The 15,105-nt window shown below is 73.4% G+C and carries 15 protein-coding genes and 1 tRNA gene; 3 read left to right on the forward strand and 13 right to left on the reverse strand.

What is annotated here, in order from left to right; translation table 11 throughout:
• Nucleotides 1-175: 175 nt before the first annotated feature.
• Nucleotides 176-1,288, forward strand: a complete 1,113-nt coding sequence (locus ABB07_RS04875; RefSeq protein WP_208897540.1) for an MASE1 domain-containing protein — start codon at nt 176-178, stop codon at nt 1,286-1,288.
• Between the two features lie 5 nt (nt 1,289-1,293).
• Here the strand turns inward: ABB07_RS04875 and ABB07_RS04880 are convergent.
• Nucleotides 1,294-1,370, reverse strand: a tRNA-Pro gene (locus ABB07_RS04880).
• Nucleotides 1,371-1,495: 125 nt separating this feature from the next.
• Between ABB07_RS04880 and ABB07_RS04885 the strand changes: the two genes are divergently transcribed.
• Nucleotides 1,496-2,203, forward strand: coding sequence for a thiamine pyrophosphate-dependent enzyme (locus ABB07_RS04885; protein WP_208897541.1), 708 nt, complete (start codon nt 1,496-1,498; stop codon nt 2,201-2,203).
• Nucleotides 2,204-2,245: 42 nt separating this feature from the next.
• Entirely contained in the window at nt 2,246-3,160 is a 915-nt protein-coding gene (locus ABB07_RS04890; RefSeq protein WP_208897542.1) for a transketolase family protein, read from the forward strand.
• A 201-nt stretch (nt 3,161-3,361) separates the two neighbouring features.
• Here the strand turns inward: ABB07_RS04890 and ABB07_RS04895 are convergent, their stop codons facing one another.
• From ABB07_RS04895 to ABB07_RS40535, 12 genes are all read right to left on the reverse strand, one after another.
• Nucleotides 3,362-4,645, reverse strand: coding sequence for an MFS transporter (locus ABB07_RS04895; protein ID WP_208897543.1), 1,284 nt, complete (start codon nt 4,643-4,645; stop codon nt 3,362-3,364).
• A gap of 94 nt (nt 4,646-4,739) precedes the next feature.
• The gene (locus ABB07_RS04900; protein WP_208897544.1) at nt 4,740-5,099 is read right to left on the reverse strand and encodes an MmcQ/YjbR family DNA-binding protein; all 360 of its coding nucleotides are present in this window, start codon (nt 5,097-5,099) and stop codon (nt 4,740-4,742) included.
• Nucleotides 5,100-5,129: 30 nt separating this feature from the next.
• A complete protein-coding gene (locus ABB07_RS04905; protein ID WP_208903281.1) occupies nt 5,130-5,654 on the reverse strand; it encodes a GNAT family N-acetyltransferase in 525 nt (174 codons plus the stop codon).
• A 2-nt stretch (nt 5,655-5,656) separates the two neighbouring features.
• Complete coding sequence (locus ABB07_RS04910; protein WP_208897545.1) at nt 5,657-6,241, reverse strand: helix-turn-helix domain-containing protein; 585 nt, start codon at nt 6,239-6,241, stop codon at nt 5,657-5,659.
• Nucleotides 6,242-6,351: 110 nt separating this feature from the next.
• Complete coding sequence (locus ABB07_RS04915) at nt 6,352-7,254, reverse strand: LysR family transcriptional regulator (RefSeq protein WP_208897546.1); 903 nt, start codon at nt 7,252-7,254, stop codon at nt 6,352-6,354.
• A gap of 31 nt (nt 7,255-7,285) precedes the next feature.
• Complete coding sequence (locus ABB07_RS04920; RefSeq protein ID WP_208897547.1) at nt 7,286-8,479, reverse strand: glycine C-acetyltransferase; 1,194 nt, start codon at nt 8,477-8,479, stop codon at nt 7,286-7,288.
• Nucleotides 8,480-8,625: 146 nt separating this feature from the next.
• Nucleotides 8,626-9,654: an L-threonine 3-dehydrogenase gene (gene tdh / locus ABB07_RS04925; RefSeq protein WP_208897548.1), complete on the reverse strand. Its 1,029-nt coding sequence runs from the start codon at nt 9,652-9,654 to the stop codon at nt 8,626-8,628.
• A 187-nt stretch (nt 9,655-9,841) separates the two neighbouring features.
• A complete protein-coding gene (locus tag ABB07_RS04930) occupies nt 9,842-10,417 on the reverse strand; it encodes a GAF domain-containing protein (RefSeq protein ID WP_208897549.1) in 576 nt (191 codons plus the stop codon).
• A 97-nt stretch (nt 10,418-10,514) separates the two neighbouring features.
• Nucleotides 10,515-11,114, reverse strand: coding sequence for a GTP-binding protein (locus ABB07_RS04935; protein WP_208897550.1), 600 nt, complete (start codon nt 11,112-11,114; stop codon nt 10,515-10,517).
• Nucleotides 11,092-11,463, reverse strand: a complete 372-nt coding sequence (locus ABB07_RS04940) for a DUF742 domain-containing protein (protein ID WP_208897551.1) — start codon at nt 11,461-11,463, stop codon at nt 11,092-11,094. The genes ABB07_RS04935 and ABB07_RS04940 overlap by 23 nt, the downstream gene beginning before the upstream one ends.
• Before the next feature lie 2 nt (nt 11,464-11,465).
• Nucleotides 11,466-11,900 (reverse strand): roadblock/LC7 domain-containing protein, encoded by a 435-nt coding sequence (locus ABB07_RS04945; RefSeq protein ID WP_142219196.1) that lies wholly within the window; start codon nt 11,898-11,900, stop codon nt 11,466-11,468.
• Between the two features lie 93 nt (nt 11,901-11,993).
• Nucleotides 11,994-14,630: an ATP-binding protein gene (locus ABB07_RS40535; protein ID WP_244189218.1), complete on the reverse strand. Its 2,637-nt coding sequence runs from the start codon at nt 14,628-14,630 to the stop codon at nt 11,994-11,996.
• Nucleotides 14,631-15,105: the final 475 nt, after the last annotated feature.

Below are 15,105 nucleotides of genomic sequence, written 5' to 3' on the forward strand. Positions count from 1 at the left end.
GGTGGTTCGGATGTTGTATTCGGATGCCGGGTTCGGGTGCCGGGTTGGGGTGCCGGGTTCGCATCTCGGTCCGCGTCTCGGGTGCGCATCTCGGTCCGCGTCCCGGGTTCGTATCTCGGTTCGCGTCTCGGGTTCGCATCTCGGTTCGGGGCGATGGCGAAGCGGAGGTCGCCCGATGGCTGTCGCGCGGCGTCAAGGGCTCCGGCGCAGTGGTACGGCCGCCCTGGAGATCTGTGCCATCGCCGCTCTGTACTACGGCTCGGCCAGGCTGGGTCTGCTCCAGCAGCTGGTGCGCGGCCAGGTCACCCCGCTGTGGCCGCCGAGCGGTATCGCGGTGGCGAGCCTGCTCCTGCGCGGCCCACGGGTCTGGCCGGGCATCGCGCTCGGCGCGTTCCTGGTCAACATCTCGCTGGGGCCGTCGCTCCCGGCCGTGCTCGCCATCGCGGCGGGGAACACCCTCGCGCCGGCCTGCTCCTACCTGTTGCTCCGCCGTGCCGGCTTCCGCACGGAACTGGACCGGCTGCGGGACGCCCTCGCCCTGGTCTTCCTCGGCGGGTTCACGGGGATGCTGGTCAGCGCGACGATGGGCAGCGGGACCCTGGCCCTCGCCGGGGCGCTGCGCCCCGGCGACTTCTGGCCGACCTGGTCGGTCTGGTGGACCGGCGACGCGATGGGCGTCCTGGTGGTCACGCCGGTTCTGCTCGCGCTGCGCTCGGCGTGCCGGCCGCGGCACGCGCGGCCGTCCCGGTACGCGGAGGCTCTGCTGCTCGCGGCGGCCACGGCCGGCGTCGGATTCCTCGTGGCCGGTCACGCGCCCCTGCTGTTCCTCGGTTTCCCGCTGCTGACCTGGGCGGCCTTCCGGTTCCAACTGGCCGGGGCCGCGCCCTGCGCGCTGGCCGTGTCGACCTTCGCGATCATCGCCGGTGCCGAGCGATCGGGTCCGTTCGCCGGGCACGACCTGCTCACCAGGATGATCACCCTGCAGGCCTTCAACGGTTCCGCCGCGCTGACCGCGCTACTGCTCGCGGCGGTCGTCAGCGAGCGGAACCAGACCCAGCGGGAGATCGCACGGGCCTGCGGGCAGCTCGCCGGGATGGCGGCCAGGATCGCGGCCGGTGACCACCGTCCGGTACTCCCCATCGCGGAGAAGGAGGACGACAAGGAGGACGAGAAGGATGCGGAGAAGGCGGAGGGAGGGCAAGAGGGGCACGAGAGGGCGGCCGAGGACCGGCGGACATGGCAAAAGGCCGTCTCCTCATCCCTGAGGAAACGGCCTCCGACCGGCTGAAAAGCTGGTCGGGACGACAGGATTTGAACCTGCGACCCCTTGACCCCCAGTCAAGTGCGCTACCAAGCTGCGCCACGTCCCGGTGCCGTTTGACCTGGGGTTTCCCCGGTCGAAACGCGCAGGGAAACAATACCGCACTCCGCTCGGTGATCGCGCACCGGTTTTCCGGTTGACCTCAAGCTTGGTTGAGGTTGCACGATCGTCGGCATGACGATCACAGCGGACGAGAGCCGCACCTACGGCTACAACGACCTGCCCGGCCTGATGAGCCTGATGACCGGCGACGAGAAGCACGGACCGGCGGCCACCTCCACCCTCGACGTGCTGTGGGTGCTCTACGACCGGGTGCTCCGGGTGACGCCGGAGCGGCGGGACGACCCGGCCCGGGACCGGTTCCTGCTGAGCAAGGGGCACGGGCCGATGGCGTACTACGCGGTCCTGGCCGCGAAGGGGTTCGTGCCGGTGGACTGGCTGCCCGGGTTCGGGTCGTACGACTCCCCGCTCGGGCACCACCCGGACCGGGTCCTGGTGCCGGGCGCCGAGATCGGCAGCGGCTCGCTGGGGCACGGGCTGCCGATCGCGGTGGGCAGCGCGCTGGGGCTGCGGGCGCAGGGACTGCACGATCCGGCGGTCTGGGTGCTGATCGGCGACGCCGAGCTGGACGAGGGCAGCAACCACGAGGCGATCGCCTTCGCCGGGCCCGCCGGCCTGGAGCGGCTGCACACCGTCGTGGTCGACAACTCCTCCGCCAGTCACGCCCGGCCCGGCGGGATCGCCGCCCGGTTCGAGGCGGCCGGCTGGTCGGCGGTGACCGTCGACGGGCGCGACCACGAGGCGCTGCACGCCGCGTTCACCGCGCCGCATCCCGGGCGGCCGCACGTGCTCGTGGCCCGCGTCGAGCCGAAGAACGCCTGAGTCCCGTCTCCCTGATCCCGCCTCCTGGAAAGGCACACCCCGATGGACACCATGCGTGACCGTTTCGCCCCCGTCGTCTCCCGGCTGCTGGACGAGGATCCGCGCGTCGCGGTGGTCCTCGCCGAGATCGGCAAGGACGGCTTCCGCGAGGCCATGGCCCGGCATCCCGACCGGGTCGTCAACGTCGGCATCCGCGAGCAGCTGCTGGTCGGGGCGGCGGCGGGGCTGGCGCTCACCGGGCTGCGGCCCGTGGTGCACACCTTCGCCAGCTTCCTCGTGGAGCGGCCGTTCGAGCAGGTCAAACTGGATCTCGGGCACCAGGACACCGGGGCGGTGCTGGTGAGCGCGGCCGCCTCCTTCGACTGGCCGGCCGGCGGCTACACCCACATGGCCCCGGGCGATGTGGCGCTCCTCGACACGCTGGACGGCTGGACCGTGCATGTGCCCGGACACCCGGACGAGGCCGAGACACTGCTGCACCACGCGGTCTCCGCCGGCGACGACAAGGTGTACGTACGGCTGTCCGTGCAGGCCAACCGGCAGGGACGGCTGATCGACGGCGAGCACGTCGTCACGGTCCGCGAGGGCCGCCGGGGTGTGGTGCTCGCCGTGGGCCCGGTGCTGGACCAGGTCCTCGCCGCCACGGAGGGCCTGGACGTGACCGTCCTGTACGCGACGACCGTACGGCCCTTCGACGCGGCCGGGCTGCGCCGGGCCACGGAGGCGGCGGGCACCGATGTCGTGCTCGTCGAGCCGTATCTCGCGGGCACGTCGACGGCCGCGGTGAGCGAGGCCCTCTCGGACGTGCCGCACCGGGTCCTCGGTCTCGGCGTCGGCCGCCGCGAGCTGCGCCGCTACGGGACGATCGAGGAGCACGTGGCCGCGCACGGGCTGGACGCGGTGAGCTTGAGGGAGCGGATCGGCGGGTTCGTGGCGCCCACCCGTCGGGCCAGTTGAGCGCCGCGCGCGACTGCGGGTGCATGGGGGCTGGTCGCGCAGTTCCCCGCGCCCCTTTGGGGCGCTCATCGCCGTCGTAGCCTGCGGGCAGTCGTGCCGCTGGGGCGGCACGGGTGGGCGCAGGCGGCACCCCGCAAGCGCGGGCAAGCGACCCGGCCCCTGGGCCGGCACCAACGCAGGGCACCTGCACGCACCCGGCGCTCACTTCGGGACCGCGTCCGCCCGGACCAGGTCCCGTATCGCCGGTACCGCCAGCAGCGCCAGCGCCACCGCCAGGCTGGTCGCCGCGGAGACCAGCAGGACGTGGCCGGCACCGAGCGCACCGGCCGCCGGACCCGCGAGGGCCTGGCCGACCGGCATCAGGGCGAGGGAGCCTGCGACGTCGTAGGCGTGGATGCGGTTGAGGACGTCCGGCGGGACCTGTGTCTGCACGCTGGTCGCCCACATCACGCCCCAGAACGACATCCCGGCGCCGGCCACGGCCGCTCCCGTCGCCATCGCCGGCACACCGAGCCCGGCGCCGACGGCCGCGGGGAAACCGAAGAAGGCGAACAGGGACAGCGCTCCGGCGCGGAGCATACGGCGCGGCCGCAGCCGGAGCGCGAGCAGGCCGCCGGCCACCGTGCCCGCGCCGAGGGCGGAGTTGACCAGGCCGTAGGCGCGCGGGCCGTGCCGCTGGACGACCTCGGTGGCGACGAGCGGGACGGTCGGGCCCCAGACCGCGATCATGTACAGGCACCACACGGCGATCACGGCCCACAGCCAGGTCCGGGATCTGAACTCCCGCCAGCCCTGGACCAGATCGGCCCGGAAGGCACGCATCCCCCGGCCGGTGGCGGCACGGGTGCCCTCGGGCAGCGGGGGCAGCCGGAGCAGCAGCAGACACAGGGCGCTCGTCGCGTAGGTGGCGGCGTGCGCGGCGAACACCGCGCCGGGCGAGGCGAGGCCGACCAGCACACCGGCGACGGCCGGACCGGCGAGCTGGGCGGCGGACTCGGCGATGCGGATCGCGCCGTTGGCGCCCTGGACGTCGGCGGCCAGCCGGGGCACCGTACTGGCCACGCCCGGCTGGAAGACCGCGCCCGCGGCGCCGCCCACGAAACCGATCGCGCAGATCTGCCACAGCACCACATGCCCGGCGAAGAACAGGCCCGCGGCGAGGGACTGGGTGACGAGCCGGACGAGGTCGGCGCCGATCATCAGCCTGCGGGTGCTGAACCGGTCGGCGACGACCCCGCCGAAGACGACGAGACCGGCGAACGCCGCCGCCGTCGAAGCCATCGCGAGGCCGACCGCGCCCGCGCCGTATCCGTGCTGGAGCAGGCCGGCGGCGAGGGCCACGGGCAGCATGGTGTCGCCGAGGCGGGCGACGGCCCGGGCCACGAAGAACAGGGCGAAGTCCCGTGACCAGACGGCCCGCCGGCCGGCCCCGGCCCGGTCCGTCGCCCGGGTGGTGGTGTCGCGCCGTGCGTCCGTTCCCGTCATCGCGGATGCTCCCTCCCCGCCGCCCCCAGCGGTGCCGTGCCCGTCTGCGCCGCGCGGGATCATGCCACGCCCGGCTCGCGCGCACCGGGCACTTTCACGCTCCGGGCGGCAGCCCCAACTCGGGGTGGGCGTCGAGGAGTCGGGGCGGTGCGGCCTGCCGCCAGGAGTCGGCGAGGATGTCCCCCAGCTCGTCGTCGTCCTCCAGCGCGGCGAGTCTCGCTCTGACCCACGCGAACTGGGCCTCGTGGTCGGCGATCCAGAACTTCCCCGGCTCGGCCAGCACCAGTTCGTCGCGCTCCTCCTTGGGGCAGCGCACGGCGATGGACGTCTCGTCCTCGGGCAGGGTCGCGAACATCTTCCCGGCCACCCGGAACGTGGGCATGCTCCAGGCGGTCTTCTCCGTGGTCTCCGGCAGGGAGAGGGCGATACGGCGTACGTCTTCGGCATCCGGCATGCAACGCACCGTAGCCCCTGCCACTGACAGTCACCCGGCCGGCGGCTCCAGCCGCTTGTAATACAGGGTCGTCGGGCGCAGCTCGCCTGCGGGACTCTCCGCGTAGTCCGGGATGACACCGGCCTGGGTCCAGCCGGCCGACCGGTAGAGCTGCTCGGCGGCGCTGCCGGTCTCGGTGTCGAGGTGGAGCAGGGTGATGCCCGCGGCAGCGGCGGCTTGCTCGGCGGTGGTGAGGAGGCGGCGGCCGAGTCCCCGCCCGCGCGCGGAGCGGTGCACCATCAGCTTCACCAGCTCCGCGCGGTGACGGCTGTTCGGCTTGTCGGGGTAGGCCAGGCTCACGGTTCCGGCCGGGCGGCCGGTGCCGTCGAGTGCCGCCCAGACGGCGAGCCGGCCCGCCGCCGTCACCTCGGCCCGCTCCCGCCACCATTCGGCGGCCTCTGCGTGCGTGAGCGCCGCGAGGAAGCCGACCGAGGCACCACCGGCCACGGTGTCGGTCAGCAGATCCGCCAACTCCCCTGCCCGACGCCGTACGTGCGCGGCGTTCCAGCGCTCCACCCTCACGGCCGCACCACCGCCAGCACATACCGTGCCTCGACGGGTCCGGCACAGCGGAACCGGGTCGGCCCGAAGACGCGCATCCGCAGGCAGTCCCCGGGGTCCAGGTGGTGGAGCTGCTCCCCGTCGGTCACCTCCAGGGCGCCGTCGAGCACCCACAGGTGCTGTTCCAGGCCGGTCACGGGCGGGCGGTCGTAGGCGATGTCCGCCCCCGGTGCGAGCCGGCCCTCGACCAGTTCGCCGCGCAGCCCGGCGTGCGGCGGGGACACGGACCGCCGGACGAATCCGGAGCCGCGGTCCTGCCAGATCCGCTGGTCGGCCGCCCGGACCAGCGGCGCGGGTGCCGCCTCGACCTCGCTGAGCAGCTGGGACATGGTGCGGCCGTAGACATGGCAGAGCCGGTTCAGTAGGGAGGCGGTGGGGCTGATCTCCGCGCGCTCGGCGCGCGACAGGGTGGACCGGCTCACCCCGCTGCGCTCGGCCAGCTCCCCGAGCGACCAGCCGTGCTGGGCGCGCAGCTCGCTGAGGCGGGCGCCGAGCCGGGCGTCGACGGGCTCAGGGACCGATCCTGCCTCAGCGTGTCTCATATCAGGGATGCTATCCCGAATATGAGACGACATCCAGATCGCGGCGCCCCGGCGGCGGTCGGCGAGGGTGCGCCGGGTGGAGTCGTAGCAGCGGCGCGACGGCCGGCTCCCTACGCCCGGGCCGCCTCCCGGAGGGCGTCCAGCACCGGGCGGATCAGCGGGTGGCCCTCGGCGCCGCGCCGTACGGCGGCGAAGACGCGGCGCGTGGGGGCCACGCCGTCGACGGGGCGTACGACGACGCCGGTGAGGTCCATGCCGTTCAGCGCGGAGCGCGGTACGAGGGCCACGCCCGCGCCGGCCGAGGCGAGGGCGACGACGGCGCGGAAGTCGTCGGAGGAGTGTTCCAGGCGGGGCTGGAAGCCGGCGCTCTCGCAGGCGAGGACGACTACGTCGTGGCAGGGATTGCCCGGGTACGGGCCGATCCAGGGGTCCTTGGCCAGCTCGGCCAGGGGCACCTCGGGGGCGTCCGCCAGGCGGTGGCCGACGGGTACGACCGCGTCGAACGGCTCGGCGTAGAGCGGGACATGGGTGAGCCGGGGGTCGTCGGCGGACGGCGCGCCCCGGTACTCCACGGCCACCGCCGCGTCGACCTGCCGGTCCAGCACCATGGGCAGGCTGGCGTCGCCCTCGGCGTCCTGGACGCGGATGCGGATGCCGGGCGCGGTGTCCGCGAGCCGGGCCACCGCCGGGGCCACCACCTGGGCGATGCCGGTGGCGAAGGCGGCCACGGTGACCGTGCCCGCCGCGCCCGAGCCGTAGGCCGCCAGCTCGGCCTCGGCCCGCTCCAGCTGAGCGAGGACCGCGTTGGTGTGGCTGAGCAGGATCTCGCCGGCCGGGGTGAGCCGTACGCCCTTGGCGCTGCGCTCGACCAGGCGGTGGCCGGTCTCCTGCTCCAGGGCCGTGAGCTGCTGGGACACCGCCGACGGCGTGAGGTACAGCGCGGCGGCCGCCGCGGTGACCGTGCGGTGGTCGGCCACCGCACGGAGGATGTGGAGCCGCCGTGCCTCGATCATGCCGTCAATTATCCCAGGCCGTATGCGCTGGTCAGGCCGCCAGCTCGGCCCGGGCGGCGACGAAGGCGTCGACCGCGCGGTTGACGTCGTCCGTGGAGTGCGCGGCGGACAGCTGGACGCGGATACGGGCCTGGCCCTGCGGGACGACCGGGTAGGAGAAGCCGATCACGTACACGCCCCGCTCCAGCAGCAGCTCGGCCATGCGGCCCGCCTTCGCCGCGTCGCCGATCATCACGGGCGCGATGGCGTGGTCGCCGGGGAGGATGTCGAAGCCCTCCTCGGTCATGCGGCGGCGGAACAGCGCGGTGTTCTCGTTCAGCCGGACCCTCAGGTCGTCGGCGGACTCCAGCAGGTCGAGGACCTTCAGGGAGGCGGCGGCGATCACCGGGGCCAGCGTGTTGGAGAACAGGTACGGGCGTGAGCGCTGGCGCAGCAGGGCGACGATCTCGGCGCGGGCGGCGACATAGCCGCCGGAGGCACCGCCGAGGGCCTTGCCGAGGGTGCCGGTGATGATGTCGACGCGGTCCATGACGCCGTGCAGCTCGGGCGTGCCGCGGCCGGTGGGGCCGACGAAGCCGACGGCGTGCGAGTCGTCGACCATGACCATCGCGTCGTAGCGGTCGGCGAGGTCACAGATCTCGCGCAGGGGCGCCACATAGCCGTCCATCGAGAAGACGCCGTCGGTGACGATCAGCCGGCGCCGCGCGTCGGACGCCTCCTTCAGCTTCGCCTCCAGGTCGGCGAGGTCGCGGTTGGCGTAGCGGTGGCGGCGGGCCTTGGACAGGCGGATGCCGTCGATGATGGAGGCGTGGTTGAGGGCGTCGGAGATCACCGCGTCCTCCTCGCCGAGCAGGGTCTCGAAGACACCGCCGTTGGCGTCGAAGCAGGAGGAGTACAGGATCGTGTCCTCCTGGCCGAGGAACGCCGAGAGCCGGGCCTCCAGCTCCTTGTGGACCTCCTGGGTGCCGCAGATGAAGCGCACGGAGGCCATGCCGTAGCCCCAGCGGTCCAGGGCCTGGTGGGCGGCGGCGACCACCTCGGGGTGGTCGGCGAGGCCGAGGTAGTTGTTGGCGCAGAAGTTGAGGACCTGGCCGGGGCGCCCGCCGGCGGTGACGTTGACGGTCGCGGACTGCGGGGTGCCGATGACCCGCTCGGGCTTGTGCAGTCCGGCGGCGCGGATCTCGTCGAGGGTGGCGCGCAGGTCGTCGCGGACAGAGTTGAACATGAGGTGCTCCATCAAGTGCAGGGGGCGAGTGAGCCGAAGGGGCGCGCCGGAGGCGAGAGCCCGAGAGCACGCAGGCCCGAAGGGTTGAGCACGGTCGGGCTCTCGACACCGGCTGAAGGCGCCCCGGAGGCGAACCGAGCCAGAAATCAAACAGTCCAGTCGAGGATGACCTTGCCGCCCTTGCCGCTCGCGGCGTCGGCGAAGGCCGCCTCGAAGTCGCGGTAGCCGTAGCGGCCGGTGATCACGGGGGCGAGGTCCAGGCCGCCCTCCAGCAGCACCGACATCGCATACCAGGTCTCGTACATCTCGCGGCCGTAGATGCCCTTGATGGTGATCATCGAGGTGACGATCCGGGCCCAGTCGACCGGGAACTCCTGCGCCGGCAGGCCGAGCATGGCGATCCGGCCGCCGTGCGTCATGTTGGCGATCATGTCGCGCATGGCCTCGGGACGGCCGGACATCTCCAGGCCGATGTCGAAGCCCTCACGCAGCCCCAGTTCCCGCTGCCCGTCGGCGATCGTGGTCTCGGCGACGTTCAGGGCGAGGCTCACACCGATCTTGCGGGCCAGCTCCAGGCGCTCCTCGCTGACGTCGGTGACGACGACGTTGCGGGCACCCGCGTGCCGGGCCACGGCGGCGGCCATCAGGCCGATCGGCCCGGCGCCGGTGATCAGCACGTCCTCGCCGACCAGCGGGAAGGAGAGCGCGGTGTGCACGGCGTTGCCGAACGGGTCGAAGATCGCGGCCACGTCGAGGTCGACGGGGACGCGGTGGACCCAGACGTTGGACGCGGGCAGGGCGACGTACTCGGCGAAGGCGCCGTCCCGGCCGACGCCGAGACCGACGGTGGCCCGGCACAGATGGCGGCGGCCGGCCAGGCAGTTGCGGCACTTGCCGCACACCAGGTGGCCCTCGCCGCTGACCCGGTCGCCGATGCGGATCTCGGTCACGTCCCGGCCGGTCTCGACGACCTGCCCGACGAACTCGTGCCCGAGCACGAGCGGGGTGCGGATCGCCTGCTGCGCCCAGCCGTCCCAGGCCCGGATGTGCAGGTCGGTGCCGCAGATACCGGTCCGGATGACCTTGATCAGTACGTCGGCCGGGCCGATCTCGGGCTCCGGGACGTCCGTCAGCCAGAGCCCCGGCTCCGCCTTCTCCTTGACCAGCGCCTTCACGCGTGCGGCTCCTGTGGTGAGGTCCCGGCCGGCGGGCAGCCGTAAGAAGCCCGCGCCGGGTCAGAGGGGTGGAATCACCCTGCAATCTGCCGTACGCGGGGGCCGGGGTCCATCGAGCTTTTCTTAACCGCCGCCTCAGCTTTCCTTCACGCCCCAGGTGCCGGCCTGCGCGGGCCTGCCCGGCCCGTCACAGGGGCAGTCCGTCCTCGGCGCTCCGTTCGAGGCGTACGACGAGATCGGCGGCCAGCGCCTTGATGGTCTCCAGGCCCGACCGGCCCCAGGCCCGCGGCTCGGTGTCGGCCGCGCACACGGTGCCGAGCGCCATGCCGGAGCTGTCGATGAGCGGGGCGCCGAGATAGGAGTGGATGCCGTACTCGTCCACGACGGGGTTGCCGGCGAACCGCGGATAGTCGCGGACGTCCTCGAGCACCAGCGCCTTGCGGCGGACCACCACATGGGGGCAGAACCCGTGCTCGCGCGGCAGGACCCGGCCGAACTCCGGCCGGCTGCCGTCCTCCCTCAGGAACGGCGGGGCGGCGGGGGCGCACAGGCCCGCGAAGAACTGGTGGTCCTCGCCGATGAAGTTGACCATGGCGTACGGCGCGCCGGTGAACCGGGCGAGATGGTCCGCGAAGGCGTCCAGCGCCGGGTCGGGACGGCCCACCAGGCCGAGCAGGCGCAGCCGGTGGACGCGGGCGGGGGCCTCCTTGTCCTCGGGAGTGAGCAGCAGACCGCGGACCGGCCGGGGCGGCTCGTAGGTCATGGCCGGACTCCCGGCCGTACTCCTGGCCGGGCTGCGGGCCGGGCTTCGGCGCTGTGGGCGTACCTCATATAGGAACTCCGTAGGCGGTGGGGCGGGATCACATGTGGGCGCCATGGCTCGGCGCGGGCGCCGGGGCGTGGGCGAGGAGGTGGCGTACGAGGGTGAGCAGGGTCTGCACGCCGGAGCTGGAGATCCGGGCGTCGCAGCGGACGACGGGGACCTCGGGGTCCAGGTCGATGGCGGCGCGCACCTCCTCGGGGTCGTAACGGTAGCCCCCGTCGAACTCGTTGATGGCGACGATGAAGCCGAGCCCGCGTTCCTCGAAGAAGTCCACGGCGGCGAAGCAGTCCTGCAGCCGGCGGGTGTCGGCGAGGATGACGGCGCCGAGCGCGCCCTCGGACAGCTCGTCCCACATGAACCAGAACCGCTCCTGTCCCGGGGTGCCGAACAGGTACAGCACATGGTCCGGATCGAGGGTGATCCGGCCGAAGTCCATGGCGACCGTCGTCTCCATCTTGTTCTCGACGCCGTCGAGACTGTCCGTGCCGACGCTGACCGTGGTGAGCAGCTCCTCCGTGCTGAGCGGCGCGATCTCGCTGACCGCGCCCACGAAGGTCGTCTTGCCGACCCCGAACCCGCCCGCCACCAGGATCTTCAGCGCGGTGGGGAACGGGTCAGAGCTGTCGTCGTAGTCCATCGAGCACTGCCTCCAGCAGAGACCGGTCAGTGGGTGTGTGGTGGAAGACGGGGGGTTTGGTGGTCAGGACCCCGCAGTCGACGAGGTCCGAGAGCAGCACCTTGGTGACCACCGCGGGCAGTTTCAGGTGCGCGGCGACCTCGGCGACCGACACGGGGGCCCGGCACAGGTCGAGCGCCTGGGCGTGCTCCGGGCCGAGGTAGCCGAGCGGGGTGACGCCGGTGGCCATCACCTGCGACATCAGGTCCAGGGCGATGCTGGGCTCGGTGCGTCCGTTGCTGACCGTGAACGGGCGCACCAGCCGTCCGGCCGCGTCGTCCAGCCAGGGCCCGTCGCCGGCTGCGGCCACGCTCAAGGCCTCGTCGCCGTGGGTTCGACGGCGTGCTGCCGGGGCGCGGTCACCAGGTAGGGGCGGACGCTCTTGACGAGCATCGCCATCTCGTAGCCGAGCACGGCGGCGTCGGCCTCGCGGCCCGCGAGCACGGCGAGGCAGGTGCCGGAGCCGGCGGTGGTGACGAACAGCAGGGTCGAGTCGAGCTCGACGACGACCTGGCGGACATCGCCGCCGTCGCCGAACCGGACGCCCGCGCTGCGGCCGAGCGAGTACAGGCCGGAGGCCAGGGCCGCCATGTGGTCGGCGCTGTCGATGTCGAGCCCGTGCACGGATTTGACCAGCCCGTCGCAGGACAGCAGCACCGCGCTGGAGGTGTGCGGTACGCGCTGCACGAGGCCGCTCAGCAGCCAGTCGAGGTCGGACGCGTGGGCGGTCGGCGCATCGCTCGCCATGGTGGATCGACTCCTTGGGGTACGAAGGTCTGCGGGAGCGCGGGCAGTTGGGGGGTGCCTGGTCGGGGGTGGGGGGTGGACAGGGTGCGGGCGTCAGCCGGCCGGGGCGCTCCCGTCGGGCCGGCCGACGCCGTGCGCACCTTCGGATGCGGGCGCGTGGGTGCGCCGCGGGGGTATGGGAGTGGGGTCTCTGTGGTCGGGACCCATGTGGTCGGTGCTGGGGTGGGCTGAGCCCAGGTGGTCGGTGCTCGGGTGGGCCGAGCCCATGTGGTCGGAGCCCAGGTGGTCGGTCGGTACACGCGGTGGTTCGGTGAACGCCGGTAGGGCGGGCCGGAGGTGATGGCTCGTCAGGGAATCGGCAGGGGCGGTGTCCCTGTGTGCGGACTCCAGGTGGGCCCTGTCCATGTGCGTGGGCTCCATGTGCGTGGGCTCCATGTGGGCGGGCCCTGTGTGGGCTGAGCCCATGAGCGAGGAGTCCAGGTTGCCGGGGACCATGTGCCCGGAGTCCATGTGCCCGGGGTCCAGGCGGGCGGGCTCCTGGCTCTCCATGCGCTGCTGCGCCTCGGCGAGTCCGATTCCGCGCTGGAAGGCGGCCATCAGCCCGGGGTCGTGGCCCGCGACGCTGTCGCCGTCCTGGCGGGGCGCTGGGCCGCCGCGCAACTGCGGGACGATGTGCTGCTGGGCGCGGCGACGGGGCAGTTGGGGCTTGCTCATGGTGCCGCGGACGGTGCCGGAGCGCGGCGTGGGCAGGGTGCCCGCGTGTGCCTCGACCGCCGCCCGGTCCCCGGCGCTGATGCCGGGCCGGGCCTCGGCGGGGTTGGGCCGGTCCTGCCGGGCGCCGCGCACGGGCAACGGCGCGAGGCCGCCTTCGCTCCGCCCGCCGTCGCCGCTCTCCGCGCCCGGCCACCCGCTCCCGCTTCCGACGCCGGGCCACCCATTCCCGTTCTCCGCACCGGCCCGCACACCCCCGCTCTCCGCACCGGCCCGCACTCCCCCGGTCTCCGCACCGGCCCGCACGTCCGCGCTCTCGGCGCCGCGCAGCCCGCCGCGCTGGGCGTGCCGCCGACGCCCGGTCACCAGACTCGGCCCGGTACCGGATCCGGCCTCGCCGCCGGAGGCGCTTCCGGCCCCGGTCCCGGATCCCTGCGGGACCGGGGTGCCCGGCGCGGGCAGTGCCTCGGCCCCGGGCCGGGTGCCGGCTTCCGGCGCGGTCCGGGTCGCGTAGGCGGTCCCGCCGCCGGATGGGGACGCGGTTCCGCTCCCCGGGGCGGTTGACCCGCTCCGCGGGGCAATCGACCCGATCCCCGGGGCGGTTGACCCGGTCCCCTGAGCGGCCGCGGAGCGGCCGGCCGGTCCGATCCCGGTGTGCGCGGAGTCGCCGGACCCGGTCCGGCCCCCCAGCGGCTGCGCGGGCGACGGCGCCGTCGCCTGTCCCTGCGGCCGCACCCGCGGCGACGCACCGGTGTCCGCCGGATCCTGCGGCCGGTGCGCGCCCGCCCCGGCGACCGCGCCGGCCGGCCCGGGCGCCGTACCCAGCAAGGCCTGGGGGACGACGAGTACGGCCTGCACGCCGCCGTAGATGTTGGTCTGCAGCCGCACGTGGATGCCGTGCCGCCGGGCGAGCTGGGAGACGACGTAGAGGCCGATGCGGCCGTCGGCCAGCAGGCTGGCGACGTTGACCTGATCGGGGTCGGCGAGCAGGGCGTTCATGCGGTTCTGTTCGGTGACGGGCATGCCGAGCCCGCGGTCCTCGACCTCCACGGCGAGCCCGGAGGTGACGAGGCCCGCGCGGAGCAGCACCTGGGTGTGCGGAGCGGAGAACACCGAGGCGTTCTCGATGAGTTCGGCGAGCAGATGGATGACGTCGGCGACGGCGTGGCCGCGCAGCTCGCCGTCGATCGGCGGCACCAGCTTCACCCGGGAGTACTGCTCGACCTCCGCGATGGCGGAGCGCAGCACCTCGGTCATGCTGACCGGGTTGCTCCACTGGCGCCGGGAGACGGCGCCGCCGAGCACGGCGAGGTTCTCGGCGTGCCGCCGGATGCGGGTGGCCAGGTGGTCCACGTGGAACAGGCCCTTGAGCAGCTCGGGGTCCTCGATCTCGTTCTCCAGCTCGTCCAGGATCGAGATCTCCCGGTGCACGAGGGACTGGAGCCGGCGCGCGAGGTTGACGAAGACCTCCAGCTTCTGCTCGCTGCCCGTCTGGCTGGAGAGCTGGGCGGCGCGCACGACGGCGGTGACGGCGCCGTCGTGCGCGCGGGCCAGGTCGGCGGCGAGCCGTTCGAAGTCGTCGGCGTCCTCGGGTGGCCGGCGGCGCGGTGCGCGCTGCGGCGGGGCCTCCCCCTGGCGCAGCGCGTCGACCAGGGCGTGCAGGTCGGCCTCGCCGCGTGCGGCGGTGCGGCGCAGCGCGTCGACGCGGTCGGAGACCGAGCGGGCGGCCCGGTCGGCGGCCACGGCGGCGATGAGGATGCCGGCGACGGTCACCGCGACCGCTCCGGCGAGTACGGCCCACAGCGTGGGGCCGGTGCGGGCGCCGGTGGAGCGGATGCTGAAGAGGACCGCGGCCGAGGCGCTCAGTGCGACCGCGAGCGGCGGCAGCACGGCGAGCCGCATGAGCTGGGGCCGTATGTGCGTTTCGGGCAGTGCGGGAGCGGGCCGGGCGACCGGTCGCCCGTGCCGGCCGCCCTCTCGGCGGTCGGCACGGTTGGCCGGTGCTCGCAGGTCAGACATCTGCGTCCTCGTACTGGTCCGTCGGGCCCGTTCCTCACGCGGCGCGCGAGGCGGGCATGCGTCATCGCGGTGTCGGCCCGCGGGACCGGCGGATCCGGCCTCGCGACGCGACGGACACTCACAGTAGTTGCCTGAGCATCATGTGCGGTGGGCAGTTGACAAAGTCACCCGAGGAGCGTCCCGCTCTGGTATGAAGCCTCGTACGACAGACCGATAACCCGGTCACGCACCCCGCGACTCGGCGAAAAAGAACGAACCGACCTGGTCAAAAGCGGTCAGGGAAAAAGCGGGGCGGTGGACCGCTTCCGTCGGTCCACCGCCCGTCCGGCGCCCTTTGCGCGACCGGCAGCCCACGCCCGCCGCCGGGAAACCGCCCCGCCCGACTCCGCCATTCCTCACGTGATGTGACGGAGAGTAAAGCCTTGGCTCTGGCTGAAGACTTGGCCGTGACTGAAGTCCTGGCCCTGGCTGCCGC

It is taken from the genome of Streptomyces incarnatus (assembly GCF_001027185.1).
Lineage (GTDB): Bacteria > Actinomycetota > Actinomycetes > Streptomycetales > Streptomycetaceae > Streptomyces > Streptomyces puniciscabiei.

What these genes read in the sequence shown, in the direction of transcription:
- ABB07_RS04875 (WP_208897540.1), top strand. Translation starts at nt 176, where the DNA reads ATGGCTGTCGCGCGGCGTCAAGGGCTCCGGCGCAGTGGTACGGCCGCC.
- ABB07_RS04885 (WP_208897541.1), top strand. Translation starts at nt 1,496, where the DNA reads ATGACGATCACAGCGGACGAGAGCCGCACCTACGGCTACAACGACCTG.
- ABB07_RS04890 (WP_208897542.1), top strand. Translation starts at nt 2,246, where the DNA reads ATGGACACCATGCGTGACCGTTTCGCCCCCGTCGTCTCCCGGCTGCTG.
- ABB07_RS04895 (WP_208897543.1), bottom strand. Translation starts at nt 4,645, where the DNA reads ATGACGGGAACGGACGCACGGCGCGACACCACCACCCGGGCGACGGAC.
- ABB07_RS04900 (WP_208897544.1), bottom strand. Translation starts at nt 5,099, where the DNA reads ATGCCGGATGCCGAAGACGTACGCCGTATCGCCCTCTCCCTGCCGGAG.
- ABB07_RS04910 (WP_208897545.1), bottom strand. Translation starts at nt 6,241, where the DNA reads ATGAGACACGCTGAGGCAGGATCGGTCCCTGAGCCCGTCGACGCCCGG.
- ABB07_RS04915 (WP_208897546.1), bottom strand. Translation starts at nt 7,254, where the DNA reads ATGATCGAGGCACGGCGGCTCCACATCCTCCGTGCGGTGGCCGACCAC.
- ABB07_RS04920 (WP_208897547.1), bottom strand. Translation starts at nt 8,479, where the DNA reads ATGTTCAACTCTGTCCGCGACGACCTGCGCGCCACCCTCGACGAGATC.
- ABB07_RS04930 (WP_208897549.1), bottom strand. Translation starts at nt 10,417, where the DNA reads ATGACCTACGAGCCGCCCCGGCCGGTCCGCGGTCTGCTGCTCACTCCC.
- ABB07_RS04935 (WP_208897550.1), bottom strand. Translation starts at nt 11,114, where the DNA reads ATGGACTACGACGACAGCTCTGACCCGTTCCCCACCGCGCTGAAGATC.
- ABB07_RS04945 (WP_142219196.1), bottom strand. Translation starts at nt 11,900, where the DNA reads ATGGCGAGCGATGCGCCGACCGCCCACGCGTCCGACCTCGACTGGCTG.
- ABB07_RS40535 (WP_244189218.1), bottom strand. Translation starts at nt 14,630, where the DNA reads ATGTCTGACCTGCGAGCACCGGCCAACCGTGCCGACCGCCGAGAGGGC.